Source organism: Streptomyces sp. JLSY215 (genome assembly GCF_059682825.1).
This window is the reverse complement of record NZ_CM185022.1, coordinates 3,910,386-3,934,356: the sequence shown is the minus strand read 5'-3', so window position 1 is coordinate 3,934,356 and position 23,971 is coordinate 3,910,386. Positions and strand designations below refer to the sequence as shown.

Below are 23,971 nucleotides of genomic sequence, written 5' to 3'. Positions count from 1 at the left end.
GCGGGAACCATGCGTAGGGCAGCCATGTCCCTACGTTCGCGAGTGGTAGCTGTTCGCGCTGCCCGTGAGTTCCCGGAGTCCGATTTGTCCGAGCGTTCCGCCTCCTGCCCGGAATGTGGTTCCGCCTCGCCGCCCGAGGCGCGCTTTTGTATGGAGTGCGGCCGGGAGCGGCAGGCCGCCGTGCCGCCCGCGCCCGGCGCGCCCCCGCCGCCCCCGGTGCGGCCGCCCGTCCCGGCGGCGCCGCCCGGCCGTCCGCCGTCCGCCGCCCCCGCCGTCCCGTCGACCCTCGGTGCCTTCCTCGGCCGCACGATGAGGGGCGACTGGCTTGCGGCGCTGAAGATCGCGGCCTGGCCGACGCTGATGCTGCTGGTCCTCGCGTGTGTGCTCGGCATCTTCTCGTCGGAGGACACGGACCACGCCGGGCTCGGCTGGGGCACCCGGATGCGGTGCTTCCTCGCCCTGCTGCTCCAGGGTGTGGGCGGCGGGGTCACCCTCTCCGGCAGCGCCACCGGACCCCTGGGCGGGTTCGGCGAGGGCCTCGACGGCGAGATGTCGGTGTCGCTGGTGCCGCTGGTGATCACGGGGCTGTGGGTGACGCTGCTGGCCGTTGCCGCCCGTAAGGCCCGTCGCGCGGCCGCCGTGGCCGGGGCGCCGGGCGCTTCCGTACCGGCCGCGATACCCGGTACGGCCGTCTCGGGGGCGGCCGTACTGGAGGCGGTGCTGCGGATCGCCGTACTGTGCGGCGCCGGCACCCTGGCGCTCGGCCTGCTGGCCCAGCCGTCCTACGACGGACTGGAGTTGTCCTCGTCCGCCTGGCGCGCGCTGCTGTGCTCCTTCCTGCTGGCGGCCGTGGTGAGCGGTTCGGTGCTGGCGCGCGACGAGGCGCGGGGCTGGCTCGCGCTCCGGCCCGGGTGGCGGGTCACCCTCAACGCCCTGCGGACCGCGCTGATCGCGCTGGTCACCGTCGTCCTGGTGGCAGGTCTGGTCGCCTTCGTGACCCTCCTCGCCACGGCGGACGACATCGAGGGCGGCGATGTGGTCGCCCTGCTGGTGATGCTGCCCAACCTCGGCGCGATCGCGCTGGCGATGGCCTGGGGCGCACCGGTGAACGTCGAGTGGAATGTGCCCAACCTTCCGTTCCTGGAGTCCGGCCGGCAGTCGATCGGCTATGCCGAGCTGGGCCGGTTCGGCGGCGACTGGGCGCTGTTCGGCGTCATCGTCGGCGGCCTGGCCTGCGCGCTGCTGGTCGGTTTCCTGACCGTCCGGCGCAGCGCCGACCGGCGCGAACAGCTGCTGGCCGCGGGTTTCTTCGTGGTCGCACTGGTGCTGGTGGTGTGGGCGGCGGGGGCCAACGTGTCGGCGTCCTTCCAGGAGGCGAGCTCCGGCGGCGGCCTCGGTGGCGACTACGGAGGCCGGTACGGCGGCGGTTCCGGGGGCGGCTACGGGGGTGACTACGGCGGCGACGGCGGTGAGTACGGCGGGTACGGCGGCGACGGCGGCTCCCGCTACGCGGCACACGGCGAACTGGCCGCGGGCGGCGCCGAAACGCTGCTGTTCGCGCTGCTGTGGACGTTCGGCGCGGCGCTGATCGCTCCGTATCTCCGGATGATGGTCGGCCGCCGCAACGCGGCCGTGCCCGCCGCCCCGGCCGCCCCGTACGGCGCTCCCGCGGCGCCCACGGCGCCTCCCGGTATGCCGGCCGCGCCGCCCGCCGGGGCCCCGGCGCACGGGCCCGCGGTCCCGCCCGCTCCGGCGGCGACGTCCGCCCCCGAGGCCGCACCCACGCCTCCGTCCACACCTCAGGCCACGCCTGCGGCCACGCCCCAAGCCACCCCCGAGGCCGCGCCCGCCGTCCCCGAGGAGCCCCGCCCCGCCCGGCGGCGCGCCGTGAAGTGGGTGTCGATGGCCCTCATCGCGTTCCTGATCGGCGGCGGAGCCACGGCCGGCGCGCTGTACTACAAGAACCACCAGGCGGGCACCGGCGACCACAAGGCGACCGAGAAGCCCGCCGCCGAGAAGAGCGACGTCCCCACCGCCACCCCTGCCCCCTCCACCACCCCGACCCCCACCGACTCGCCCTCCGCGTCCGCCTCGCCGTCCTCGTCGTCCTCCTCCGACGCGGGCCTGCCCGCCGGCTTCGAGCGGAAGCACGACGAGTACGGCTTCTCCCTCGGCGTGACGAAGGACTGGCAGCGCTCGGTGAAGGGCACCCAGGTCGACTACAAGGCGCCGACCGGCAGGTCGTATCTGCGCATCGGCGTCATCGCCCACGCCCCGCAGTCCTCGTACGACAACTTCCTCAGCATGGAGAAGGGCGCCAAGAAGCGCACGGACTACCAGCGGACGGAGCTGAAGCGGAACACCTTCCGGAACAGCGAGGGTGCCCGCTGGGAGTTCACCTACGTCAACGAGGAGGGTCTCCGCATCCACGCCCTCGACCAGGCGTATGTCGCCGCCGACGGCACCGAGTACAGCATCTATTACGAGTGCCTGGACACCCTCTACGACCCGGCGAACGACAAGGTGTTCAGCACGGCGCTCAGCACCTGGGAGGTGTCCGCAACGGACGTCGACTAGCGGGACGAGGCGGGCCGCCCCGCGCGCTCGTGCCGTCGGGCCCCTCGCCCGGCGGCACACCCGCGCGGGGCGGCAGGCGCACGGCCCCAACCCTTCAGTTTCCGATCGCCGAGGCCCCCATAGACTGCACCTGCCCCGCCGGTCGACACCCAGAGCCCGAGATCCAGAGCCCGAGAGGTCGACCGCATCCATCGACTTCGGGAGACCCCCCGTGACCGAGTCCGCGTCCGTGACCGAGTCCGTGACCGCACCCCGCTCCGAGTACAGCGCGGACGTGATCGTCGTCGGCGCCGGGCCCGCCGGCTCGGCCACCGCCTACCACCTGGCCAAGTCCGGCCTGGACGTGCTCCTCCTGGAGAAGACCGCGTTCCCGCGCGAGAAGGTCTGCGGCGACGGTCTGACCCCGCGCGCGACCAAGCAGCTGGTCGCCATGGGCATCGACATCTCCGAGGAAGCGGGCTGGCTGCGCAACAAGGGCCTGCGCATCATCGGCGGCGGCTCCCGCCTCCAGCTCGACTGGCCGGACCTCGCCTCGTACCCCGACTACGGACTGGTCCGTAAGCGCGACGACTTCGACGAGCAGCTGGCCCGCCAGGCCCAGAAGGCCGGCGCCCGCCTCTACGAGCGCTGCAACGTCGGCGCGCCCATCATCAACGACCTCACCGGCCACATCACCGGCGTGCACGCCAAGCTCGGTGAGGAGAAGACCCCGGTCACCTTCCACGCCCCGCTCGTGGTCGCCGCCGACGGCAACTCCACCCGGCTCTCGCTGGCCATGGGCCTGCACCGCCGCGAGGACCGCCCGATGGGCGTCGCCGTCCGCACGTACTTCACCTCCCCCCGCCACGACGACGACTACCTCGAGTCCTGGCTGGAGCTGTGGGACCGGCGCGGCGCCCAGGACCGGCTGCTGCCCGGCTACGGCTGGATCTTCGGCATGGGCGACGGCACGAGCAACGTCGGCCTCGGCATCCTCAACTCCAGCTCCGCCTTCCGGGAGCTGGACTGGCGCGAGGTCCTCAAGGCCTGGTGCGCGTCGATGCCCGCCGACTGGGGCTACACCCCCGAGAACATGACCGGCCCGATCCGCGGCGCGGCCCTCCCCATGGCCTTCAACCGCCAGCCCCACTACACCAAGGGCCTCCTCCTGGTCGGCGACGCCGGCGGCCTGGTCAACCCCTTCAACGGCGAGGGCATCGCGTACGCCATGGAGTCCGGCTCCATCGCCGCCGAGGTCATCGTCCAGGCCCAGGCCCGCGCCACCTACGCCCAGCGCGAGCTGGCCCTCAACCGCTACCCCAAGATCCTCAAGGAGACCTACGGCGGCTACTACTCCCTGGGCCGCGCCTTTGTGAAGCTCATCGGCAACCCCAAGGTCATGAAGATCGCTACCCAGCGCGGTCTGACCCACCCCCTCCTGATGCGCTTCACCCTGAAGATGCTCGCGAACCTCACGGACCCGACGGGCGGGGACGCGATGGACCGGATCATCAACGGGCTGAGCAAGGTGGCCCCGAAGGCGTGAGCCCGTGCGCGGGTCCGCCGAGCCTCGTGCGGGGCTCGGCGGGCGCGTCGGGCAGGGCGCCGCGCCCCGGCCGGTCGTGCGGGCCCCGCGCCAACTCCCCGCTCTCCGTGGCTCATCGGACCATGACCTCCCACGTAATTGAGCCACCCGCCGTCTCCCGGCAATCTTGAGCACATCGCGAACGGCTCGCGGTGAAGGCACCGCAGCAGACTGCAACGGGAGGAATCGCCATGTTCTTCGAGACCCACGACGGTACCCGCCTCGCCTACGAGGACTACGGCCACGGCGACCCGATCGTCTTTGTCTCGAGTGCGATGCTCAGCACCGAGATGTGGGAGTACCAGCTTCCCTTCTTCGCCGAGAGCGGCTTCCGCTGCATCGCCTTCGACCGGCGCGGGCACGGCCGCTCGGACCGGCCCTCCACCGGCTACGACATCGACTCGACGGCCGACGACCTGGCCGCGCTGCTGGAGCACCTCGATCTGCGGGGCGTGACCCTGGTCGGGCACTCGCTGGGCGGCGCCGAGATCGCGCGCTACCTGGCGCGGCACGGCTCGGGACGGGTGGCGCGGGCGGCGTTCATCGCGGCGATGCTGCCGTTCCTGATGCGTACGGAGGACAACCCGGAGGGTCTGCCGGAGGCCGCCGTCGCCGCGTCGATGGCGGCGCTGCGGGCGGACCGGCCCAAGTGGCTGGCGCGCCAGCAGGAGGCGTTCTTCGCCACCCACCTGGGCAATGACGTCTCGCCCGCCCTCATCGAGCACACCATGGCGCAGTGTCTGTCGGCCTCGCCCTGGGCGACCCTCCAGGCGCAGCAGGCGGCGCTGAGCACCGACAGCCGTGCCGGGCTCCGCGAGATCGACATCCCGACGCTGATCGTCCACGGCGCCGCCGACTTCTCGGCGCCGGTGGACGTCACCGGGCGGCGCACCGCCAAGCTGATCCCGGGCACGACGTACAAGGAGTACCCGACCGCCGGGCACGGGATCTACGCCAGCCACCACGCCCAGCTCAATGCCGACGTGCTGGCGTTCATCGAGGAGGACCGGGCCGCTACGAGGTGACCGGGCCGCTACGAGGTGATCCCGGGGACCCCTGAGGACAGCAGTGCGCCCACCGGGACCGGCAGCCGGCGGACCGGCGCGGTCAGCCGCTCGGCGCCGGCCGGCACCGGCACCGCCGCGAAGATCGCGTTCTGCTGCTCCTGGAGCTCGCGCACCCTCTCGGGCGGGGTGCCGGGCAGCCGCTGCTCCTCGTACAGCTTGTGGGTCTCCAGCTGTGCCGCCTTGCTCTCCGGAGTGTGGAACTGCACCTCGAAGTGCTGGCCGGAGAGGGGCGCGCGCCAGGCGGAGTTGATCGCCTTGTAGCCGGCGGCCCGGTGCCAGGTGTTGGACCAGCGGGTGGAGTCGTTGCCCCAGGAGGACAGCAGCCCGGCGGCGGTGGCGACGCCCCGGGAGTACCGACCGGACGGCCACTGCAGGGTGAAGCGGACCGCGTCATTGATCTGGGCGAGCGAATCGTCGACGGTCTGCCCCGGGGTCTCCTGCATCCGCGTGGCGACCTTCCGCTTGAGCGAGTCCGGGGACTTCAGCCGCTGGTCGAAGCCGATCAGTTCGGCGTGGCTGAGTACGGCCGCGGCGCGCACCTGGGGGCTGATGGAGCGCTCGGCGCGCCGGGCGCGGGCGACGAAGGCGTCGACGGTCTTGTTGTCGGCGGCGTTGAGGGAGAGGCCGTCCTGGTTCCAGCCGCCGGCGGGCGCATCGGCCCGGGTCTGCGTGGCGGACGGCGCCGAGGCGGTCGCGGTGTGGACGGCGCCCAGGGCGAGCGCGGAGGCGAGGGCGGCGGCGGTGGCGGCCCGGGTGACGGTGCCCCGGGCGGTGCGCAGGGCGGAGCGATCGGTGTGCATCGGAGCGCGGTGTCCTCTCTACGGATGCCGCACGGCGCCCAAGTGGCATATGTGCGACATGTGACGAGAGATGCAACGGCGCGCGGAGCTCATCGGTAGCGGTGAGAATCGGCCGCTCTCCGGGGGCCCGTACGGCGAAGGGCCGCCCCTGGGGAGGGGCGGCCCTGCACGGGAACCGTGGATGCGGCGGTCTCAGAGGACGCGCACCGCACCGGTGGGCATGTCGTAGCTGAGCGGGCGCTCGACGATGCCGGTGCTCGGGTTCTGGGCGCCGATGAACTTGCCGTCGCCGACATAGACGGCGACGTGGTAGGCGCTGCCCGCGCTGCCCCAGTACAGGATGTCGCCGACCTGGAGGTTGTCGAGGCCGACCTGGGTGCCCTGGGTGGACTGGTCCTGCGAGACGCGCGGCAGGTCGATACCGATCTGCTTGAACGCGGCCTGGGTCAGGCCGGAGCAGTCGTACGCGGAGGAGCCGGTGGCGCCGAGGACGTACGCCTTGCCGAGCTGCGCCTTGAGGAAGGAGACCAGGGTGGCGGAGGAGCCGGTGGCGGGGGAGACGGACAGCGAGGTGCGGTCGTCGGAGCGCGAGGCGCGGGCCTGGGCCGCTTCCTTGGCCTTACGGGCCTCGGCGGCCTTCTTCTTGGCCTCGGCCTCGGCCTTGGCCTTCTTCACGGCGGCGGCCTTGTGCTTCTCCGCGGCCTCGGCGGCCCGGGCGAGGGCACTGTCCTGGAGGGCCTGGCGCTCGTAGTCGAAGGCGACCTGCTGAGCGGTGTCCGCGCTCTGGGCGGCGCTGGTGGCCAGCGCCGTCGTGATCGTGGGCATCTCCTGCGTTTCGGAGACGGGCTTTTCCGCGGCGTTGGCCGGCACGGTCGCGCCGGTCACCGCGAGGGTGAGGAAGCCACCGGTCACGCCCGCACGCAGTGCCCGCGAGGACGCGGAACGGCGGGGCTTCCGGTGGCTGGGTATGAGTGCGTTCGGGGACATGGCACCACGGCTATCAGGAGCCGCAGGTTGCTGCCAACAAAGGTGGGGTGCGCCACATTTGACGCGTACGCGACGAATAAAACGGACTTTTTTCCGCGCGCCTTACCGGAAGCGCGATGTCCGGATTTCGCGATCATGTTCCTACGCATGGCATTTGCTGCCCGTTGCGGAGGTCGGAAGGGCTTATCACCTCCACATCCGCCACGCCAAGGCTTCCCGGCCGTCAAGGACTTATCGCTTGAAAAGGCGTGGGATAGGTCACTCTTGAGTGTCCGTTATGTTCCCGTGATCTGACGGCGGAGGCCGCTCGGCGATGCCGCCCGGCCGCCCCCCTGTCGCCCCCTCGGCCGACCGCTCGTGAATGCGGGCACGCGCCGACGATCACGAGCGCATCACGGACGGATCACCCAACGGCGTCCGCCTCGTATAGCAGTTGGCCTCGTCCAGCACCAATTTGCTTGCAAAGGGCATCACTTGATAGGGCGACGACGTCCTGACCAGCGGTAACCCCGCTGAATGTCACCTCTCGTGATCACTCGGGCGCTTCGCGTACGAAGATCAACGCTCATCCGGCTTCATGATCCTTCGTCAGGTGGTGAAGATCACAAAGTCGTTGCCGCACCCCGTGTCGCAGATCACAGACCGGCGGGCATAAGATGCAGGCGTTCGGGCTTGTGAACTGCCTCACATATGCACGATCTCTCCGGGGCAGCCCAGCCGGCCCGAGCGGACCGCCATCCAGTCATCGTCGACTGAAGGGAGCGAGGACGGTGAACGCTTACGCGCCCATCCTCGTACTGGGAGCCCTCGGGGCAGGCTTTGCGATCTTCTCTGTCGTGATGGCCACGCTCGTCGGACCCAGGCGCTACAACCGGGCGAAGCTTGAGGCGTACGAATGCGGAATCGAGCCGACCCCGCAGCCGTCCGGCGGCGGTCGCTTTCCGATCAAGTACTACCTGACGGCGATGCTCTTCATCGTTTTCGATATCGAGATCGTCTTCCTCTACCCCTGGGCCGTCACCTTCGACGCCCTCGGGATCTTCGGGCTCGTCGAGATGCTCCTCTTCGCGCTCACCGTCTTCGTCGCCTACGCCTATGTCTGGCGTCGTGGCGGCCTGGAATGGGACTAGGGGTCACCCATGGGACTTGAAGAGAAGCTGCCGAGCGGCTTTCTGCTGACCACTGTCGAACAGGCCGCGGGCTGGGTACGCAAATCATCGGTCTTCCCCGCGACCTTCGGGCTGGCCTGCTGCGCCATCGAGATGATGACGACCGGCGCCGGGCGCTACGACCTGGCCCGCTTCGGCATGGAGGTCTTCCGCGGCTCCCCGCGGCAGGCGGATCTGATGATCGTGGCCGGCCGGGTGAGCCAGAAGATGGCGCCCGTTCTGCGGCAGGTCTACGACCAGATGCCGAACCCGAAATGGGTGATCTCCATGGGCGTGTGCGCCTCATCGGGCGGCATGTTCAACAACTACGCGATTGTGCAGGGCGTTGATCACATCGTTCCCGTTGACATCTATTTGCCGGGCTGCCCGCCGCGTCCCGAAATGCTGATGGACGCCATTCTCAAGCTGCACCGCAAGATCCAGGACACCAAGCTCGGGGTCAACCAGCAGCAGGCGGCCCGCGAGGCGGAGGAAGCGGCGCTCAAGGCACTCCCGCTGATCGAGATGAAGGGACTGCTGCGGTGAGTGAGCCGAAGAACCCCGAGAGCGACCAGGGGAACCACAACGGCAACGGCGTCCCCGTCCAGCGCGACGACACCGGCGAGGTCATCGGCACCCGCCGCGGCATGTTCGGCGCCAACAACGGCGGCGACACCACCGGTTACGGCGGCCTGGTCAGGTCCGTAAGGCTGCCCGGGGCGGCCCAGCGGCCCTACGGAGGATGGTTCGACGAGGTCGCCGACGAGCTGGAGGGCGCACTCGACGAGCAGGGCCTGGTCCCGGAGAACGTGATCTCCAGGACCGTCGTCGACCGCGACGAGCTGACCTTCCACATCGAGCGGGAGTACCTGCCCGCCGTCGCCAGGACGCTGCGCGACGATCCGGCGCTGCGCTTCGAGCTCTGTACGGGCGTGAGCGGGGTGCACTTCCCCGGCGACAAGGGGCGCGAGCTGCACGCCGTCTACCACCTGCGCTCGATCACCCACAACCGGCTCATCCGGCTGGAGGTCTCCGCGCCCGACGCCGACCCACACGTGCCCTCGATCGTCAGCGTCTATCCGACCAACGACTGGCACGAGCGCGAGACCTATGACTTCTTCGGGCTCGTCTTCGACGGCCACCCGGCGCTGACGCGGATCATGATGCCCGACGACTGGCAGGGCTTCCCGCAGCGCAAGGACTACCCGCTCGGCGGCATCCCCGTCGAGTACAAGGGCGCGCAGATCCCGGCTCCCGACCAGCGGAGGTCGTACAGCTGATGACCACTCCTCCTGTAACCCCGCGCGACACGACGGAAGGCACGGTCTACACCGTCACCGGCGGCGACTGGGACGAGATCGCGGCGCGTGCCGTCCAGGCCGACGACGAGCGGATCATCGTCAACATGGGGCCGCAGCACCCCTCCACGCACGGCGTGCTCCGGCTGATCCTGGAGATCGACGGCGAGACCGTCACCGAGGCCCGCTGCGGCATCGGCTATCTGCACACCGGCATCGAGAAGAACCTCGAATACCGGACCTGGACGCAGGGCACCACCTTCGTCACGCGGATGGACTACCTCACCCCCTTCTTCAACGAGACCGCCTACTGCCTGGCCGTCGAGAAGCTGCTGGGCATCACCGACCAGGTCCCCGACCGGGCCTCGGTCATCCGCGTGATGCTGATGGAGCTCAACCGGATGTCCTCCCACCTGGTGGCCATCGCCACCGGCGGCATGGAGCTGGGCGCCACGACGATCATGATCTACGGCTTCCGCGACCGGGAACTCATCCTCGACATCTACGAGCTGATCACCGGCCTGCGGATGAACCACGCCTACATCCGGCCCGGCGGCCTCGCCCAGGACCTGCCCCCCGGCGCCGTCGACCAGGTGCGTGCCTTCGTGAAGAAGATGCGCAAGAACATCCCCGAGTACGACAAGCTCGCCACCGGCAACCCGGTCTTCAAGGGCCGGATGGAGGGCATCGGCTACCTCGACCTGGCCGGCTGCCTGGCCACCGGCGCCACCGGCCCCATCGTGCGGTCCGCCGGACTCCCCCACGACCTGCGTAAATCGCAGCCGTACTGTGGATACGAGAACTACGACTTCGAGGTGCCGACCGCGGACACCTGCGACTCCTACGGCCGCTTCCTGATCCGGCTGGAGGAGATGCGCCAGTCGCTGCGCATCGTCGAGCAGTGCCTGGACCGGCTGGAGCCGGGGCCGGTCATGGTCGAGGACAAGAAGATCGCCTGGCCGGCGCAGCTGGCCCTGGGCCCGGACGGCCTCGGCAACTCCCTGGACCACATCAAGAAGATCATGGGCACCTCGATGGAGGCCCTGATCCACCACTTCAAGCTGGTGACGGAGGGCTTCCGCGTCCCGCCCGGACAGGCCTACGCGGCCGTGGAATCCCCCAAGGGCGAGCTGGGCGTCCACGCCGTCAGCGACGGCGGCACCCGCCCCTACCGCGTGCACTTCCGCGACCCGTCCTTCACCAACCTGCAGGCCATGGCGGCGATGTGCGAAGGCGGCCAGGTCGCCGACGTCATCGTCGCCGTCGCGTCCATCGACCCCGTGATGGGAGGCGTCGACCGGTGAACGACGTCCAGCTGGGCATGCCCCAACTCCCCGCCCCCGACTACCCGGCCGATGTCCGGGCCCGGCTGGCGGCCGACGCCAAGGAGGTGATCGCCCGCTACCCCGGCTCCCGCTCCGCGCTGCTGCCGCTGCTGCACCTCGTACAGGCCGAGGAAGGGCACGTCACCCGCACCGGCATCCGCTTCTGCGCCGAGATGCTCGACCTCACCACCGCCGAGGTCACCGCGGTCTCGACCTTCTACTCCATGTACCGCCGCAAGCCGAGCGGCGACTACCAGGTCGGGGTCTGCACCAACACCCTCTGCGCGGTGATGGGCGGCGACGCCATCTTCGACGAGCTGAAGCGGCACCTCGGCGTCGAGAACGGCGAGACCACCGAGGACGGCGCCGTCACCCTCGAACACATCGAGTGCAACGCCGCCTGCGACTTCGCCCCCGTCGTGATGGTCAACTGGGAGTTCTTCGACAACCAGACGCCCGAGACCGCCAAACGGCTGGTGGACGACCTGAGGGCCGGACGGTCCGTCGAACCCACCCGCGGCGCCCCCCTGTGCACCTACAAGGAGACCGCCCGGATCCTCGCCGGCTTCCCCGACGAGCGGCCGGGCGCCGTCGAGGCCACCGGCGGCGCGGGCCCCGCCTCGCTGATCGGGCTGCGGCTGGCCAAGGGCGAGCCGGCCCCGGGCCGCGGCACGGACCACGTCATCGCACCCCGCACCCCCGCGGCCACGCCCGCGGAAGAACCCCCCAGCGGCCACCCCGACGAACCGCCCCCCTCGGGCCATCCGAGTTCGCACGACGCGCCACAGCAGACCGCGGCCTCCGATCCCCAGCATCCGGCCGGACCGATCGCAGAGGAGGGGGAGTGATGACCGTGGCAGCCGAATACGGGGGCACCCGGCCCGAGGCCGGCAGCGACCCCGAGAAGATCCTCGAGCCCGTTCTGTCCGCCTTCTGGGACGAGCCCGAATCCTGGACGCTGGAGACCTACCGACGCCACCAGGGCTACGAGGGCATGCGCAAGGCCCTCGCCATGGCCCCCGACGACGTCATCGCGTACATCAAGGACTCCGGACTCCGCGGCCGCGGCGGCGCCGGCTTCCCGACCGGCATGAAGTGGCAGTTCATCCCGCAGGGCGACGGCAAACCGCACTATCTAGTTGTCAACGCCGACGAATCGGAGCCCGGGACCTGCAAGGACATCCCGCTCCTCTTCGCGAACCCGCACTCCCTCATCGAGGGGATCGTGATCGCCTGCCATGCGATCCGGTCGAACCACGCCTTCATCTACCTGCGCGGCGAGGTCGTCCCCGTACTGCGCCGGCTGCACGAGGCCGTGCGCGAGGCGCATGCGGCGGGCTTCCTCGGAAAGGACATCCTCGGCTCGGGACTCGACCTGGATGTGATCGTGCACGCGGGCGCCGGCGCGTACATCTGCGGTGAGGAAACCGCGCTGCTCGACTCCTTGGAAGGCCGTCGCGGACAGCCCCGGCTGCGTCCTCCTTTCCCGGCGGTGGCGGGCCTCTACGCCTGCCCCACTGTGGTGAACAACGTCGAATCCATCGCGTCGGTTCCCGCCATCATGAACAAAGGAAAAGACTGGTTCAGGTCGATGGGCAGCGAGAAGTCCCCGGGCTTCACGCTCTACTCGCTCAGCGGCCATGTCACCAACCCCGGCCAGTACGAAGCCCCGTTGGGCATCACCCTGCGCCAGCTGCTCGACATGAGCGGCGGCATCCGCCCCGGCCACCGGCTGAAGTTCTGGACACCGGGCGGATCGTCCACACCGATGTTCACCGACGAGCACCTCGACGTCCCCCTCGACTACGAGGGCGTCGGCGCGGCCGGCTCGATGCTCGGCACCAAGGCGCTCCAGTGCTTCGACGAGACCACCTGCGTCGTACGGGCCGTCACCCGCTGGACCGAGTTCTACGCGCATGAATCCTGCGGCAAGTGCACACCCTGCCGTGAAGGCACCTACTGGCTGGTGCAGTTGCTGCGCGACATCGAGGCCGGCAAGGGCGTGATGGACGACCTCGACAAGCTCAACGACATCGCCGACAACATCAACGGCAAGTCCTTCTGCGCCCTCGGCGACGGCGCCGCCTCGCCGATCTTCTCCTCGCTCAAGTACTTCCGCGAGGAATACGAGCAGCACATCACCGGCAAGGGCTGCCCCTTCGACCCCGCCAAGTCGACCCTGTGGGCCGACAACGACGCTCACCTGGGGGTGAATGCATGACCGTCACCACAAGTGCTCCCTCGGGAGGCGGCGAGGCGGCGATCCCGCCGGAGGACCTCGTCACCCTGACGATCGACGGCATCGAGATCTCCGTCCCCAAGGGGACGCTGGTCATCCGCGCCGCCGAACTCCTCGGCATCGAGATCCCGCGCTTCTGCGACCACCCGCTGCTGGACCCGGCGGGCGCCTGCCGGCAGTGCATCGTCGAGGTCGAGGGCCAGCGCAAGCCGATGGCCTCGTGCACCATCACCTGCACCGACGGCATGGTCGTCAAGTCGCAGCTGACCTCCCCGGTGGCCGAGAAGGCCCAGCGCGGGGTGATGGAGCTGCTGCTGATCAACCACCCGCTGGACTGCCCGGTCTGCGACAAGGGCGGCGAATGCCCGCTGCAGAACCAGGCGATGCAGGTCGGCGACCCGGAATCGCGCTTCGAGGGCAAGAAGCGCACCTTCGCCAAGCCGGTGCCGATCTCCACCCAGGTGCTGCTGGACCGCGAGCGCTGCGTCCTGTGCGCACGCTGCACCCGCTTCAGCAACCAGATCGCCGGCGACCCGATGATCGAGCTCGTCGAACGCGGCGCCCTCCAGCAGGTCGGCACCGGAGAGGGCGACCCCTTCCAGTCGTACTTCTCCGGCAACACCATCCAGATCTGCCCGGTCGGCGCCCTCACCTCCGCCGCCTACCGCTTCCGCTCCCGCCCCTTCGACCTGGTCTCCTCGCCGTCGGTCTGCGAACACTGCGCGGGCGGCTGCGCGACCCGTACGGATCACCGGCGCGGCAAGGTCATGCGGCGGCTGGCCGCCAACGACCCCGAGGTCAACGAGGAGTGGATCTGCGACAAGGGGCGGTTCGGCTTCCGCTACGCCCAGCAGCGGGACCGGCTGGAGCGGCCCCTCGTCCGCAACGCCGAGGGCGAACTGGAACCCGCGAGCTGGCCGGAGGCGCTCGAAGCGGCGGCCCGCGGGCTGGCCGCGGCCAAGGGGCGCACCGGCGTCCTGACCGGCGGCCGGCTGACCGTCGAAGACGCCTACGCCTACGCCAAGTTCGCCCGGATCGCCCTGGACACCAACGACATCGACTTCCGGGCGCGGGCACACAGCGCCGAGGAAGCCGACTTCCTGGCGGCGAAGGTCGCCGGCCGCGGCCGCGACCTGGACGGCACGGGCCTCAGCTACACCGCCCTGGAGAAGGCCCCGGCCGTCCTCCTGGCCGGCATCGAGGCGGAAGAGGAGGCGCCCGGCGTCTTCCTGCGACTGCGCAAGGCGCACCGCAAGAGCGGCCAGCGCACGTACGGGCTCGCCACCCACGCCTCCCGCGGCCTGATCAAGGCGGGCGGCACACTGCTCCCGGCCGCGCCCGGCACCGAGACCGAATGGCTGGACGCCCTTTCGGGCGGCGTCGGCCTGGAGGGCGAGGGGCACACCGCGGCCGAGGCACTGCGCGCCGACGGGGCGGTGATCCTCGTCGGCGAGCGGCTCGCCACGGTGCCCGGCGCCCTGACCGCCGCGGTCCGCGCCGCCGCCGCCACCGGCGCCCAGCTGATGTGGGTCCCGCGGCGGGCCGGCGAACGCGGCGCCCTCGAGGCGGGCGCGCTGCCGGGGCTGCTGCCCGGTGGCCGCCCCGCCACCGACCCCCGGGCCCGCGACGAGGTCGCCGCCGCCTGGGGCGTGGCCGAACTCCCGCACCGGCACGGCCGCGACACCGGTCAGATCATCGAGGCCGCGGCGACCGGCGAACTGGGCGCGCTCCTGGTGGCCGGCGTCGAGGTCGCCGACCTGCCCGACCCGGCCCGCGCACTGACCGCCCTGGACGAGGTCGGCTTCCTGGTCAGCCTGGAACTGCGGCCCTCGCAGGTCACCGACCGGGCCGATGTGGTCCTCCCGGTGGCGGCCGTCGTCGAGAAAGCCGGAACGTTCCTCAACTGGGAGGGCCGGGCCAGGCCGTTCGAGGCCGCGCTCAAGCCCGACCAGATGACCCGCCGGCATCTGCTCCCCGACTCCCGGGTGCTGCACATGCTCGCGGACGCCCTCGACGTCCACCTGGCGCTGCCGGACTTGCGCTCCGTACGCCGTGAACTGGACCGGCTCGGCGGCTGGGACGGACCGTACGCCGGGGAGCCTCTGGGTACCGGGCGCCCGATGCCCCGACCCGACAGCGGCGAGGCCGTACTGGCCGGACACCGGCTCCTCCTGGACCAGGGGCTGCTCCAGGAGGGCGACGACGCGCTGGCCGGCACCCGGCACGCCGCGGTCGCCCGGCTCTCGGCGGCCACCGCCGAGGAGGCCGGCGTCAAGGACGGCGACCTGCTGGCGGTCACCGGACCGGCCGGATCGGTCCGGCTGCCGCTCCAGGTGACGCCGATGCCCGACCGGGTCGTGTGGCTGCCGCTGAATTCGGTGGGCGGCGGAGTCGCCGCCGACACCGGGGCGCACCCCGGTGAGCTGGTGAAGGTCTCCGCCGTACCCGGTACGCCGGAGCCCGCCAAGGAGGAGGCCTGATGCAGCGGCTCGATCAACTGGCAGCCGTGGGAACCACGCTGGCGCAGGAAGACCTGTCGATGTTCGGCCGCGACCCCTGGTGGCTGGTCGTCATCAAGGCGGTCTTCTGCTTCGCGTTCCTCATGCTGACCGTGCTGTTCTCCATCGTCTGGGAGCGCAAGGTCGTCGCGTGGATGCAGCTGCGCATCGGCCCCAACCGGCACGGCCCCTGGGGCATGCTCCAGTCCCTCGCCGACGGCATCAAGCTGATGCTGAAGGAGGACCTGGTCGTCAAGCGGGCCGACAAGGCGGTCTACATCCTCGCGCCGATCGTCGCGGCCATCCCGGCCTTCATGGCGATCGCCGTGATCCCCTTCGGGCCCGCCGACAACGAGGTCTCGATCTTCGGCGTCCGCACCCCGATGCAGCTCACCGACCTCCCGATCGGCATCCTCTACATCCTGGCCACGGCCTCCGTCGGCATCTACGGCATCGTCCTGGCGGGCTGGTCCTCCGGCTCGACCTACCCGCTGCTCGGCGGCCTCCGCTCCTGCGCCCAGATGATCTCGTACGAGATCGCGATGGGCGCCGCCTTCGCGTCGGTCTTCCTCTACTCCGGGTCGATGTCGACCTCCACGATCGTGGAGTCGCAGCAGAGCAAGTGGTACATCCTGCTGCTGCCGGTGTCCTTCCTCATCTACATCGCGACGATGGTCGGCGAGACCAACCGCGCGCCGTTCGACATGCCGGAGTCCGAGGGCGACCTCGTCGGCGGCTTCAACACCGAGTACTCGTCCATCAAGTTCGCGATGTTCATGCTCGCCGAGTACGTGAACATGGTCACGGTCTCGGCGGTCGCGACCACGCTGTTCCTGGGCGGCTGGCGGGCCCCGTACCCCATCTCCAGCTTCTGGGAGGGCGCGAACCACGGCTGGTGGCCGATGCTCTGGTTCACGATCAAGGTGCAGCTGCTGCTGTTCTTCTTCATCTGGCTGCGCGGCACGCTCCCGCGGGTGCGCTACGACCAGCTGATGAAGTTCGGCTGGAAGGTCCTCATCCCGGTCTCGCTGGTCTGGCTGATGCTGGTCGCCACCGTCCGGGCGCTGAAGAACGAGGGCTACAACTTCCAGCAGATCGTGCTCTACGTCGCCGGGGGCGCCATCACCCTGCTGCTGATCTCGCTCGTCGTGGACTTCTTCCGGCGCGGGGAACGGGAGGAAGAGCCGGACGGCGAGACGGAGTTCGACCCGATGGCCGGCGGCTTCCCCGTACCGCCGCTGCCCGGACAGAGCCTGCCGCCGGTGCCGCGGCGGAGCCCTCGATGGGGCGACCGGGAGTTGATTGTCAGTGGTCGGGTGGACACTGTCAGTGACGGAAATGAGACCGACGGAAAGGGGGGCGACGGTGCCTGACTTCCAGAACCCGGTGGCCGGCTTCGGCGTGACCTTCAAGGCCATGTTCAAGAAGCGGCTGACCGAGCAGTACCCGGAGGAAAAGAAGCCGACGGCCCCGCGTTTCCACGGTCGCCATCAGCTCAACCGCCATCCGGACGGCCTGGAGAAGTGCATCGGCTGCGAGCTGTGCGCCTGGGCCTGCCCGGCCGACGCGATCTATGTCGAGGGCGCGGACAACACCGACGAGGAGCGCTACTCCCCGGGCGAGCGGTACGGCCGCGTCTACCAGATCAACTACCTGCGCTGCATTCTGTGCGGCCTGTGCGTGGAGGCTTGCCCCACCCGCGCGCTGACCATGACCAATGAGTACGAACTCGCCGACCGGTCCCGCGAATCGCTCATCTACACGAAAGAAGAGCTGCTCGCCGGCCTGGAAGAGACCATGGTCGATTCGCCGCATGCGATCTACCCCGGCATGACGGAGAAGGACTACTACAACGGGCTGGTGACCGAGGCCGCGCCCGGCGCGGTCCGTCAGGTCGCCGTCTCCAAGGGGGAGCGTCCTCCGTCGGAGTCTCCGGACCCGGCCGAGGGTGCGGACTCCGCCCAGGGGAAGCCCGACGACGCCTCTCAGGGGAAGGAGGCACACGCATGACCGGCCTCGCCGCCGCGGCCTCCACGACGTCCTCCGGGGAGGCCGTGCAGTTCTGGATCCTGGGCATCGTCGCCGTCATCGGCGCCTTGTGCACGATCATGATGAAGCGTGCCGTACACAGCGCCCTTTCACTCGCCGGGACCATGATCGTCCTGGCGATCTTCTATCTGGCCAACGGTGCGTACTTCCTCGGCGTCGTCCAGATCGTCGTCTACACGGGCGCGATCATGATGCTGTTCCTCTTCGTCGTCATGCTGGTCGGCGTCACCGCGGCGGACTCCCTCAAGGAGACCCTCAAGGGCCAGCGCTGGCTCGCCGCGGGCCTCGGCATCGGGTTCGGCATCCTGCTCATCGCCGGCATCGGCAACGCCTCGCTCAAGGAGTTCAACGGCCTGGGCGAGGCCAACGCCGGCGGCAATGTGCAGGGCCTGGCCGCGCTCATCTTCACCAAGTACGTCTTCGCCTTCGAAATCACCGGCGCGCTGCTGATCACGGCGGTCGTCGGCGCGATGGTGCTCACCCACCGGGAGCGTACGGAGCGCGCCAGCAGCCAGCGCGAGCGGTCCATCGCGCGGGTCAAGGAAGGCAAGCAGGTCCCGCCGCTGCCCGCCCCCGGTGTCTACGCCCGGCACAACGCCGTGGACATCCCGGGCCTGCTGCCCGACGGCACCCCGTCCGAACTCACCGTCAACCCGACGCTGCGCGGCCGCGGCCAGATCCGCGATGTCTCCCGCGAGTCGCTCGCCGAGCTCAAGGCGCTGGAGCAGCGCTCGGAGGAATGGCTGGAGCGCGGCTCCGAACATCCCGAGACACCACCGTCCTCGCCGTCCGGTGGCGTCTCGCCGAAGGAGCACAAGGAGGAGGCCAAGAAATGAACCCGGTCTACTACCTCTATCTGGCCGCCCTGTTGTTCACCATCGGCGCGGCCGGGGTGCTGATCAGGCGGAACGCCATCGTGGTGTTCATGTGCATCGAGCTGATGCTCAACGCCTGCAATCTCGCCTTCGTGACCTTCTCGCGGATGCACGGGAATCTCGACGGCCAGATCATCGCCTTCTTCACGATGGTCGTCGCCGCGGCCGAGGTCGTGGTCGGCCTGGCGATCATCGTGTCGATCTTCCGCACCCGTCATACGGCCTCGGTCGACGACGCCAGCCTGATGAAGCTGTAAGGGGTCGCACAAAGTGGAGAACTTGATCGCGCTGCTTGTCGCGGCACCGCTGGTCGGTGCGGCCCTGCTGCTGTGTGGCGGAAAACGACTGGACCGCACCGGCCACTTGATCGGCTCGCTGTTCGCGGTGGCCTCGTTCGCCGTCGCCGTCGCGCTCTTCGCCGACATGCTCGGCAAGAGCCCCGAGCACCGTGCGCTGCATCAGCATCTGTTCAGCTGGATCCCGGTCGGCGGCTTCCGGGCCGACATCGCCTTCCAGCTCGACCAGCTGTCCATGACCTTCGTCCTGCTGATCACCGGTGTCGGATCGCTGATCCACATCTACTCGATCGGCTATATGGAGCACGACGAGCGGCGCCGCCGCTTCTTCGGCTATCTCAATCTCTTCCTGGCGGCGATGCTGCTGCTCGTCCTCGCCGACAACTACCTCCTGCTGTACGTCGGCTGGGAGGGCGTCGGCCTCGCCTCGTACCTCCTGATCGGCTTCTGGCAGCACAAGCCCAGCGCGGCCACCGCCGCCAAGAAGGCGTTCCTGGTCAACCGCGTCGGCGATATGGGCCTGTCGATCGCGATCATGCTGATGTTCACGACGTTCGGGACGTTCGCCTTCGGCCCCGTGCTCGCCGCGACCGGTGAGACCGGCGAAGGCAAGCTGACGGCCATCGGGCTGATGCTGCTCCTGGCCGCCTGCGGCAAGTCGGCACAGGTGCCGCTGCAGTCCTGGCTGGGCGATGCGATGGAGGGCCCGACCCCGGTCTCGGCCCTGATCCACGCCGCCACCATGGTCACCGCCGGCGTGTATCTGATCACCCGCTCCGGGGCGATCTTCAATGCCGCGCCGGATGCCCAGGCCGCCGTCGTCGCGGTCGGCGCGGTCACGCTCCTCTTCGGTGCGATCGTCGGTTGCGCCAAGGACGACATCAAGAAGGCGCTGGCCGGGTCGACGATGTCGCAGATCGGCTACATGATCATGGCCGCCGGTCTCGGCCCGATCGGCTACGCCTTCGCGATCATGCATCTGGTCACCCACGGCTTCTTCAAGGCGGGCCTCTTCCTCGGCGCCGGTTCCGTGATGCACGGCATGAACGACGAGGTGGACATGCGCCGTTACGGCGGTCTGCGGAAGTACATGCCGGTCACCTTCATCACCTTCGGCCTCGGCTATCTGGCGATCATCGGCTTCCCCGGACTGTCCGGTTTCTTCTCCAAGGACAAGATCATCGAGGCGGCGTTCGCCAAGGGCGGCACCGAGGGCTGGATCCTCGGCGGCGCGGCCCTGCTCGGCGCCGCGATCACCGCGTTCTACATGACCCGGGTGATGCTGATGACGTTCTTCGGCGAGAAGCGCTGGGATCCGGAGGAGACCCATCCGCACGAATCCCCGAAGTCCATGACGCTCCCGATGATCGTGCTGGCCTTCGGCTCGGTCTTCGCGGGCGGGCTCTTCAGCCTCAACGAGTCGTTCGTGAAGTGGCTGGAGCCCGTCACCTCCTTCGCACACGGCCACTCACCGCTCAGCGCCACCACCGTCACCGCCGCGACCATGGTCGTCCTGGTCATCGGCGTCGGCATCGCCTGGGCGATGTACGGCCGCCGGCCCGTACCGGTCACCGCCCCGCGCGGCTCGGTGCTCACCCGGGCCGCCCGCCGCGATCTGCTCCAGGACGACTTCAACCACGTTGTCCTGGTGCGCGGCGGCGAACACCTCACCCGCACGCTCGTCTATCTCGACCACTCCCTGGTGGACGGCGCGGTCAATGGCACGGCGGCCTCGATGGGCGGACTCTCCGGCCGGCTACGTCAGTTGCAGAGCGGCTTCGTCCGCTCGTACGCGGTCCAGATGCTGGGCGGGGCCGCCGTTCTCGTCGCCGCGACCCTGCTGATGAGGGGTGTCTGAGCCATGGCGGACTTTTCCTTCCCCCTGCTGACGGCCACCGCCGCGGTCCCGGCGATCGGCGCGATCGCCACCGCCGCGGTGCCCGCCGCCAAGCGCACCGCCGCCAAATGGCTGGCGCTGGCGTTCTCGCTGGTCACTTTCGCCCTGGCCCTGGTGATCGCGTTCCGCTTCGAGCCGGGCGCCAAGGGCCCGTACCAGCTCACCGAATCGCACGCCTGGATCCGGGACTTCGGGGTCCGCTATGAGCTGGGTGTGGACGGCATCGCGGTCGCCCTGATCGCGCTGACCGCCCTGCTGATCCCGTTCGTGATCCTGGCGGGCTGGCACGACGCCGACCCCCTGGAGGACTCCGCCGCGGCCAACCGCCGCTGGCGGCCCACCCAGGGCTTCTTCGCCCTGATCCTGGCCGTCGAGGCCATGGTGGTCATCTCGTTCGAGGCCACCGACGTCTTCCTCTTCTACATCTTCTTCGAAGCCATGCTCATCCCGATGTACTTCCTCATCGGCGGCTTCGGGGACCGTGCCCATGCGCACGGCGAGGAGCAGGCGTCGACCCAGCGCTCCTACGCCGCGGTGAAGTTCCTGCTCTACAACCTCGTCGGCGGCCTGATCATGCTGGCCGCGGTGATCGGGCTGTACGCCGTCACCGCCGACCAGCTCGGCACGGGCACCTTCTCGCTCCAGCAGATCGTCGAGGCACGGGCATCCGGCAAGCTGGACATCGCCACCGGCACGGAACGCCTCCTCTTCCTCGGCTTCTTCTTCGCCTTCGCGGTGAAGGCCCCGCTGTGGCCGCTGCACACCTGGCTGCCCAACGCCATGGGCGAGGCGACCTCCCCGGTGGCGGTGCTGATCACGGCCGTCGTCGACAAGGTCGGCACCTTCGCGATGCTCCGCTTCTGCCTCCAGCTCTTCCCGGAGGCCAGCAGCTGGGCGACCCCGGCCATCGTGGTCCTGGCACTGATCAGCATCGTCTACGGCGCGCTGCTCGCCGTCGGCCAACGCGACATCAAGCGCCTGATCGCCTACGCCTCGATCTCCCACTTCGGCTTCATCATCCTGGGCATCTTCGCCATGACGACCCAGGGCCAGGGCGGCGCGACGCTCTACATGGTCAACCACGGCATCTCGACCGCCGCGCTGATGCTGGTGGCCGGCTTCCTGATCAGCCGCCGCGGCTCGCGCCTGATCGGGGACTACGGCGGCGTCCAGAAGGTCGCCCCGATTCTCGCCGGCACCTTCCTGATCGGCGGTCTGGCGACCCTGTCGCTGCCCGGACTGGCTCCGTTCGTCAGCGAATTCCTGGTGCTGGTCGGCACGTTCAGCCGCTATCCGGTCATCGGCATCATCGCCACCCTCGGCATCGTCCTCGCCGCGCTCTACGTCCTCGTCCTCTACCAGCGGACGATGACCGGCCCGGTGAAGGACGAGGTGCGCGGCATGCCCGACCTGCGGGCCCGGGAGCTGGTCGTGGTCGCGCCGCTCATCGCGCTGCTGCTCTTCCTGGGGGTGTATCCCAAGCCGCTCACCGACATCGTCAACCCCGCGGTGGACCACACCCTGTCCGTCGTGGACAAGAAGGACCCCAAGCCCACTGTGCAGGTGGACGCCGTGCCCGGTGGAGCCCGGCACGGCCACGCCGCGCGTGATCAAGACGTGGAGGCCGCGAAGTGAGTTCCGTGGCAAGTGTCCACAGCCTGTGGACGGTGGCGGCCGAGGTGCCGGGCCGGATCCCGGCGCCGCATATCGAGTACGCCCAGCTGTCGCCGACGCTGATCGTCATCGGTGCCGCGGTGATCGGCGTCCTGATCGAGGCGCTGCTGCCCCGCCGCAGCCGCTACTACGCCCAGCTGGGGCTGTCCGTGGTGGCGCTGGCCGCCGCGTTCGCCGCCGTGATCGGCCTGGCCGCCGGCGGCTTCGGCTCGTCCAAGGCCCGGATCGCCGCGATGGGCGCCATCGCCGTGGACGGCCCCGCCCTGTTCCTCCAGGGCACGATCCTGCTGGTGTCGCTGGTCGCCGTCTTCACCTTCGCCGAACGCCGGCTCGACCCGGCGGCACACGGCAAGAAGGTGGACTCCTTCGCCGCCCAGGCCGCCGCCGTCCCCGGCGGGGCCGCCGAACAGGCCGCGGTCAAGGCCGGGTTCACCACCACCGAGGTCTTCCCGATCGTCCTCTTCGCGATCGGCGGCATGCTGGTCTTCCCGGCGGCCAACGACCTGCTGACCCTCTTCGTCGCCCTGGAGGTCTTCTCCCTCCCCCTCTACATCCTGTGCGCCCTGGCCCGCCGCCAGCGCCTCCTCTCCCAGGAAGCCGCGGTCAAGTACTTCCTCCTCGGCGCCTTCTCCTCCGCCTTCCTCCTGTTCGGCATCGCCCTGCTGTACGGCTACGCGGGCACGGTCACCTACGCCGGTATCGCCGAGGTCATCTCGGACGGCGCCAAGCAGATCGACCCGGCCCTGGCCGGCACGATGGGCAATGACGCCCTGCTGCTGATCGGCGCAGCGCTGGTGCTGATGGGCCTGCTGTTCAAGGTCGGCGCGGTCCCCTTCCACATGTGGACCCCGGACGTCTACCAAGGCGCCCCGACCCCGGTCACCGGCTTCATGGCGGCCGCCACCAAGGTCGCCGCCTTCGGTGCGCTGCTGCGCCTGCTGTATGTCGTTCTCCCGGGCATGCGCTGGGACTGGCGGCCGGTGATGTGGGGCGTAGCGATCATCACGATGCTCGGCGGTGCGATCGTCGCCATCACCCAGACCGACATCAAGCGGCTGCTGGCCTACTCCTCCATCGCGCACGCCGGCTTCATCCTCGCCGGTGTCATCGCCACCAGCGAGGACGGCATCTCTTCGGTGCTCTTCTACCTCGGTGCCTACTCCTTTGTGACGCTCGGCGCGTTCGCCGTCGTCACCCTGGTACGGGACGCGGGCGGGGAGGCCACCCATCTGTCCAAGTGGGCGGGGCTCGGCCGCCGCTCGCCCCTGGTGGCCGCGGTCTTCGCCGTCTTCCTGCTGGCCTTCGCGGGCATCCCGCTGACCTCCGGCTTCGCCGGAAAGTTCGCGGTCTTCAAGGCGGCGGCCCAGAGCGGCGCGGGCTGGCTGGTGGTCGTCGGTGTCATCTCGTCCGCCATCGCCGCCTTCTTCTACATCCGCGTCATCGTGCTGATGTTCTTCAGCGAGCCGAAGGCGGACGGCCCGACCGTCGCGGTCCCCAGCCCGCTGACCACCACCGCCATCGCGATCGGTGTCGCGGTCACGTTGGTACTGGGTCTGGCGCCGCAGTACTTCCTCGACCTGGCGGGCCAAGCGGGGGTATTCATCCGCTGAGCGGACGCCGCAACGCCGTATCTGCCACACGGCCGCCGCCCGGGACCCCAAAAGGGTTCCGGGCGGC

General features: G+C 69.8%; 19 protein-coding genes. 17 read left to right on the top strand and 2 right to left on the bottom strand.

What is annotated here, in order from left to right; all coding sequences use genetic code 11:
- Positions 1-150: 150 nt before the first annotated feature.
- The 3 genes from AC5677_RS17510 (at position 151) to AC5677_RS17500 (ending at position 5,166) form a co-directional block, all read left to right on the top strand.
- Positions 151-2,577: a serine/threonine kinase C-terminal domain-containing protein gene (locus AC5677_RS17510; RefSeq protein WP_497195951.1), complete on the top strand. Its 2,427-nt coding sequence runs from the start codon at positions 151-153 to the stop codon at positions 2,575-2,577.
- A 241-nt stretch (positions 2,578-2,818) separates the two neighbouring features.
- A complete protein-coding gene (locus AC5677_RS17505) occupies positions 2,819-4,102 on the top strand; it encodes a geranylgeranyl reductase family protein (protein ID WP_497196660.1) in 1,284 nt (427 codons plus the stop codon).
- Positions 4,103-4,332: 230 nt separating this feature from the next.
- Positions 4,333-5,166 (top strand): alpha/beta fold hydrolase, encoded by an 834-nt coding sequence (locus AC5677_RS17500; protein WP_497195950.1) that lies wholly within the window; start codon positions 4,333-4,335, stop codon positions 5,164-5,166.
- An 8-nt stretch (positions 5,167-5,174) separates the two neighbouring features.
- On the opposite strand, the gene AC5677_RS17495 is transcribed toward AC5677_RS17500, so the two are convergent.
- Positions 5,175-6,008 (bottom strand): ATP nucleotide 3'-pyrophosphokinase, encoded by an 834-nt coding sequence (locus AC5677_RS17495; RefSeq protein WP_497195949.1) that lies wholly within the window; start codon positions 6,006-6,008, stop codon positions 5,175-5,177.
- A gap of 192 nt (positions 6,009-6,200) precedes the next feature.
- Complete coding sequence (locus tag AC5677_RS17490; RefSeq protein WP_497195948.1) at positions 6,201-6,995, bottom strand: C40 family peptidase; 795 nt, start codon at positions 6,993-6,995, stop codon at positions 6,201-6,203.
- Positions 6,996-7,765: 770 nt separating this feature from the next.
- Between AC5677_RS17490 and AC5677_RS17485 the strand changes: the two genes are divergently transcribed.
- From AC5677_RS17485 to nuoN, 14 genes are read left to right on the top strand one after another with little or no spacing between them, the layout of a single operon-like run.
- The gene (locus AC5677_RS17485; protein ID WP_385590571.1) at positions 7,766-8,125 is read left to right on the top strand and encodes an NADH-quinone oxidoreductase subunit A; all 360 of its coding nucleotides are present in this window, start codon (positions 7,766-7,768) and stop codon (positions 8,123-8,125) included.
- Positions 8,126-8,134: 9 nt separating this feature from the next.
- Positions 8,135-8,689, top strand: coding sequence for a NuoB/complex I 20 kDa subunit family protein (locus AC5677_RS17480; RefSeq protein WP_497195947.1), 555 nt, complete (start codon positions 8,135-8,137; stop codon positions 8,687-8,689).
- Complete coding sequence (locus AC5677_RS17475; RefSeq protein WP_497195946.1) at positions 8,686-9,423, top strand: NADH-quinone oxidoreductase subunit C; 738 nt, start codon at positions 8,686-8,688, stop codon at positions 9,421-9,423. Before AC5677_RS17480 ends, AC5677_RS17475 begins: the two co-directional genes overlap by 4 nt.
- On the top strand, positions 9,423-10,745 hold the full coding sequence (locus AC5677_RS17470) for an NADH-quinone oxidoreductase subunit D (protein ID WP_497195945.1): 1,323 nt from the start codon (positions 9,423-9,425) through the stop codon (positions 10,743-10,745). The genes AC5677_RS17475 and AC5677_RS17470 overlap by 1 nt, the downstream gene beginning before the upstream one ends.
- Before the next feature lie 17 nt (positions 10,746-10,762).
- Positions 10,763-11,614, top strand: coding sequence for an NADH-quinone oxidoreductase subunit NuoE (gene nuoE / locus AC5677_RS17465; RefSeq protein WP_497196659.1), 852 nt, complete (start codon positions 10,763-10,765; stop codon positions 11,612-11,614).
- Positions 11,614-12,987, top strand: a complete 1,374-nt coding sequence (nuoF, locus tag AC5677_RS17460) for an NADH-quinone oxidoreductase subunit NuoF (RefSeq protein ID WP_497195944.1) — start codon at positions 11,614-11,616, stop codon at positions 12,985-12,987. Before nuoE ends, nuoF begins: the two co-directional genes overlap by 1 nt.
- On the top strand, positions 12,984-15,485 hold the full coding sequence (locus tag AC5677_RS17455) for an NADH-quinone oxidoreductase subunit G (protein ID WP_497195943.1): 2,502 nt from the start codon (positions 12,984-12,986) through the stop codon (positions 15,483-15,485). Before nuoF ends, AC5677_RS17455 begins: the two co-directional genes overlap by 4 nt.
- On the top strand, positions 15,485-16,876 hold the full coding sequence (nuoH, locus tag AC5677_RS17450) for an NADH-quinone oxidoreductase subunit NuoH (protein ID WP_497195942.1): 1,392 nt from the start codon (positions 15,485-15,487) through the stop codon (positions 16,874-16,876). The genes AC5677_RS17455 and nuoH overlap by 1 nt, the downstream gene beginning before the upstream one ends.
- Complete coding sequence (gene nuoI, locus AC5677_RS17445; RefSeq protein WP_497195941.1) at positions 16,869-17,513, top strand: NADH-quinone oxidoreductase subunit NuoI; 645 nt, start codon at positions 16,869-16,871, stop codon at positions 17,511-17,513. The genes nuoH and nuoI overlap by 8 nt, the downstream gene beginning before the upstream one ends.
- Positions 17,510-18,388, top strand: a complete 879-nt coding sequence (locus tag AC5677_RS17440) for an NADH-quinone oxidoreductase subunit J (protein WP_497195940.1) — start codon at positions 17,510-17,512, stop codon at positions 18,386-18,388. Before nuoI ends, AC5677_RS17440 begins: the two co-directional genes overlap by 4 nt.
- Positions 18,385-18,684 (top strand): NADH-quinone oxidoreductase subunit NuoK, encoded by a 300-nt coding sequence (gene nuoK / locus AC5677_RS17435; RefSeq protein WP_018090964.1) that lies wholly within the window; start codon positions 18,385-18,387, stop codon positions 18,682-18,684. The genes AC5677_RS17440 and nuoK overlap by 4 nt, the downstream gene beginning before the upstream one ends.
- Positions 18,685-18,697: 13 nt before the next feature.
- Positions 18,698-20,581 carry an NADH-quinone oxidoreductase subunit L gene (gene nuoL, locus AC5677_RS17430; protein ID WP_497195939.1) on the top strand — a complete coding sequence of 628 codons (1,884 nt, stop codon included), beginning with the start codon at positions 18,698-18,700 and terminating at the stop codon, positions 20,579-20,581.
- 3 nt (positions 20,582-20,584) lie between these two features.
- A complete protein-coding gene (locus tag AC5677_RS17425; RefSeq protein ID WP_497195938.1) occupies positions 20,585-22,255 on the top strand; it encodes an NADH-quinone oxidoreductase subunit M in 1,671 nt (556 codons plus the stop codon).
- Entirely contained in the window at positions 22,252-23,904 is a 1,653-nt protein-coding gene (nuoN, locus tag AC5677_RS17420; RefSeq protein ID WP_497195937.1) for an NADH-quinone oxidoreductase subunit NuoN, read from the top strand. The genes AC5677_RS17425 and nuoN overlap by 4 nt, the downstream gene beginning before the upstream one ends.
- Positions 23,905-23,971: the final 67 nt, after the last annotated feature.

What these genes read in the sequence shown, in the direction of transcription:
- AC5677_RS17510 (WP_497195951.1), top strand. Translation starts at nt 151, where the DNA reads ATGGAGTGCGGCCGGGAGCGGCAGGCCGCCGTGCCGCCCGCGCCCGGC.
- AC5677_RS17500 (WP_497195950.1), top strand. Translation starts at nt 4,333, where the DNA reads ATGTTCTTCGAGACCCACGACGGTACCCGCCTCGCCTACGAGGACTAC.
- AC5677_RS17495 (WP_497195949.1), bottom strand. Translation starts at nt 6,008, where the DNA reads ATGCACACCGATCGCTCCGCCCTGCGCACCGCCCGGGGCACCGTCACC.
- AC5677_RS17490 (WP_497195948.1), bottom strand. Translation starts at nt 6,995, where the DNA reads ATGTCCCCGAACGCACTCATACCCAGCCACCGGAAGCCCCGCCGTTCC.
- AC5677_RS17480 (WP_497195947.1), top strand. Translation starts at nt 8,135, where the DNA reads ATGGGACTTGAAGAGAAGCTGCCGAGCGGCTTTCTGCTGACCACTGTC.
- AC5677_RS17470 (WP_497195945.1), top strand. Translation starts at nt 9,423, where the DNA reads ATGACCACTCCTCCTGTAACCCCGCGCGACACGACGGAAGGCACGGTC.
- nuoE (WP_497196659.1), top strand. Translation starts at nt 10,763, where the DNA reads ATGCCCCAACTCCCCGCCCCCGACTACCCGGCCGATGTCCGGGCCCGG.
- nuoF (WP_497195944.1), top strand. Translation starts at nt 11,614, where the DNA reads ATGACCGTGGCAGCCGAATACGGGGGCACCCGGCCCGAGGCCGGCAGC.
- AC5677_RS17455 (WP_497195943.1), top strand. Translation starts at nt 12,984, where the DNA reads ATGACCGTCACCACAAGTGCTCCCTCGGGAGGCGGCGAGGCGGCGATC.
- nuoH (WP_497195942.1), top strand. Translation starts at nt 15,485, where the DNA reads ATGCAGCGGCTCGATCAACTGGCAGCCGTGGGAACCACGCTGGCGCAG.
- AC5677_RS17440 (WP_497195940.1), top strand. Translation starts at nt 17,510, where the DNA reads ATGACCGGCCTCGCCGCCGCGGCCTCCACGACGTCCTCCGGGGAGGCC.
- nuoK (WP_018090964.1), top strand. Translation starts at nt 18,385, where the DNA reads ATGAACCCGGTCTACTACCTCTATCTGGCCGCCCTGTTGTTCACCATC.
- AC5677_RS17425 (WP_497195938.1), top strand. Translation starts at nt 20,585, where the DNA reads ATGGCGGACTTTTCCTTCCCCCTGCTGACGGCCACCGCCGCGGTCCCG.